Below are 2,577 nucleotides of genomic sequence, written 5' to 3' on the forward strand. Positions count from 1 at the left end.
GCCATCTCCTTCGCCGTCGCGCTGGTCCTGTCGGTGGGGCCGGGGGTCAGCCGAACAGGTGGGTGGTCAGCGCTCCCCACAACTCGACCGGTGAGACGGTCAACAGCAGCAGGCCCACCGACAGGACCAGCGCGACGGCGAAGGAGATGGCCGCCATCCTGCGCCGCAGGAAGGCGGCGGTGACGGCCCCCACGGCCGGGACGACCCAGGCCATGATCAGGAACCAGATCAGGGCGGTGCCGATGGCGCGCACCGCCTGGGCCTCCTGCTCGGCCAGCAGCCCGGGGTCGGGTACGGCGCCGGGGTCGATGGGGTCGGCGGTCATGTCGAAGGCGTTGAGTCCGGCCAGGAGCAGGGCGAGCAGGGCCAGTGGGCTGCCCAGGGCCCACAGCGACCACAGCAGGACCCACAGGGCGGTCACCCGGCGGTCGGGCGGGTCGGTGACGGTGACCGGGGTCCGGCTCACGGGGCGTCTGTCCGGGAGCTGCCCGGGTTCGACACGGCCCTGCTCGGTGGCCGGGGTCGGCTCGGACGGCCCCTGTAGGGGCTTGCGGCGGTTGCGTTTCTTCGGTGACACTCCCGGGAGCCTACCCGGCCAGACCGGCCAGGTGGATGACCACCACGAACACCACGGGCCAGACCAGCAGCACCAGGGACCACAGGGCGGCCCTGCGGTCGCCCGCCACGGTGGCCACGGCCGCGGCCAGGAAGGGCAGGCCCACGGCCGCGCCGAAGGCCAGGGTGAACCACTCGGCGGCCGAACCGGCGTGGGAGTCGGCGTCGACGCCCATCAGGTAACCGAAGGGGCCCAGAGCCAGCGCGAGCAGGGCCAGGACGATGACGACGACACGGATGCCGGTGGGGTGGCGGGTGTTGCGGCCACCGCCGGAGGAGGAGGGACGTTCAGACACGGGGGCCGTGGTGCCTTTCGAGAACGGTGGCGGGCCGGGGCGGCGTGGCCCACCAACGGGTGTGGGGGTGGGCTGGGTCGTGTTCGCCGGTGCGGGCGCCGGACCGGGGTGGCTGTGGCCGTGCCGCGCGACCCGGTGGGCGCGGGCTCGGAGGAGCCTGGCAAAGCGTCCGCGGAACACTCCCTCGCGTGCGCACGCCGTGGCCCGCCCACGCGAGGCGCTGGGCGCTCGCGGGTCGGGCGTGGTGTGCTCCCTAAAACGTACTCCACCTGGGGGGTGTCCGAAACCCGGGGGCGTTGGCGTGTGGGGTGGTTCTCATGGTGTGGGGGTCACTGGTGGGGCCAGGGTCGGGCGGTGGCGACCAGTCCGGTGAAGGCGGCCAGGAGGCGGAGTTCGTCGATGGTGCGGGGCGCGGTGGTGAGCAGGTCGGGTGAGTGCACGACCAGGGCCAGGACCTGGGCTCGGGACAGGGCGACGTTGAGCCGGTTGCGGTCCAGGACGAAGGAGGGGCCGCGGCTGGTCTCGGCGGCGTCGGAGGTGGTCATGGAGCACAGGACGGCGGCTGCCTCCTGCCCCTGGAACTTGTCGACGGTGCCCACCCGGACCCCTTCGAGCGCGGGGGTGTCCTCCTGGGCGTGGGCCAGGGCCTGGCGCAGGGTGCGCACCTGGAGGTTGTAGGGGGCCACGACGAGGATGTCGTGTCCGGTGAGGGGGCGGGGTCCCTGGTCGGGGTCGGTGGTGACGTGTTCGGTGACCAGGTGGCGGGCGGCGGCCACCACCGCCTGGACCTCCTCGGGGCTGTGGGTGGTGCGGCCGGTGTGGTGGACGGGCAGGGTGTACACGCCCGGGTCGAGCTGGCTGGGCGCGGTGGTGGTGCCCAGGGTGCGGTGGGTGGTGGAGGGGTGGGCCTGGAGGCGGCCCTGGTAGGACAGGTCGGAGACGGGCGCGCACACGTGGGGGTGCATGCGGCGGGTCTGGTCCAGGAAGTAGCCCAGGGCGGGGTCGATGATGGCGTCCTCGCCCATGAGGTGTTGCAGGGCGGAGGCGTCGGCGCCCTCGGTGTGGACCCCTTGGACGACCTGGGGCAGTTGTTGGGGGTCGCCGAGCAGGACGAGGTTGTGGGCCGAGGCGGAGACCGCCAGGGTGTCGGCCAGGGCGAACTGTCCGGCCTCGTCGATGATGAGCACGTCCAGGGGGTCGGCGATGGTGTCGGCGCCGGACATGCCCCACGCGGTGCCGCCGATGAGGACGGGTTGTCCCTGGGCGGCGCGTTTGGTCCGCCAGTTGGCCAGGACCTTCTGGCTGGAGGGTTGTTCCCAGGGGGCGTCGGGGTCCTTCTTGCCGCCGCGGGGGCGTTTGGCCGCCGCGACCTCCAGGCCCTGTTGGGTGGCGGCGCGCAGGGCGGCGGCCATGACGTTCTCCACGGCTTTGTGGCCGGTGGAGCACACTCCGACGCTGCGGCCCTCCTTGATCAGGTGGGTGATGAGCTGGGCGGCCAGGTAGGTCTTGCCGGCGCCGGGCGGTCCCTGGACGGCCAGGTAGGAGTGGTCCAGGCGGTCCACGGCGGTGATGGCGGCGCTGATGAGGTCGCCCTGTTCGGGCGGGGGCAGCGGGCCCGGGGGGTGCAGGCGCGGGGGGATGCGGCGCAGGACGTCCAGGCCGGGGT

Annotated in this window: 3 protein-coding genes; all 3 read right to left on the reverse strand. The window is 73.4% G+C overall.

Annotated elements, in window-relative coordinates:
• Positions 1 to 46: 46 nt before the first annotated feature.
• Entirely contained in the window at positions 47 to 577 is a 531-nt protein-coding gene (locus tag ADX84_RS24950) for a hypothetical protein (RefSeq protein WP_049579918.1), read from the reverse strand.
• Positions 578 to 587: 10 nt separating this feature from the next.
• Positions 588 to 911 carry a hypothetical protein gene (locus ADX84_RS24955; protein WP_049579920.1) on the reverse strand — a complete coding sequence of 108 codons (324 nt, stop codon included), beginning with the start codon at positions 909 to 911 and terminating at the stop codon, positions 588 to 590.
• Between the two features lie 329 nt (positions 912 to 1,240).
• A partial coding sequence (locus ADX84_RS24960) for an ATP-binding protein (protein ID WP_049579922.1) occupies positions 1,241 to 2,577 on the reverse strand: 1,337 nt, incomplete at its 5' end.

This window comes from Nocardiopsis sp. SBT366 (genome assembly GCF_001083815.1).
GTDB classification, from domain to species: Bacteria; Actinomycetota; Actinomycetes; order Streptosporangiales; family Streptosporangiaceae; genus Nocardiopsis; species Nocardiopsis prasina.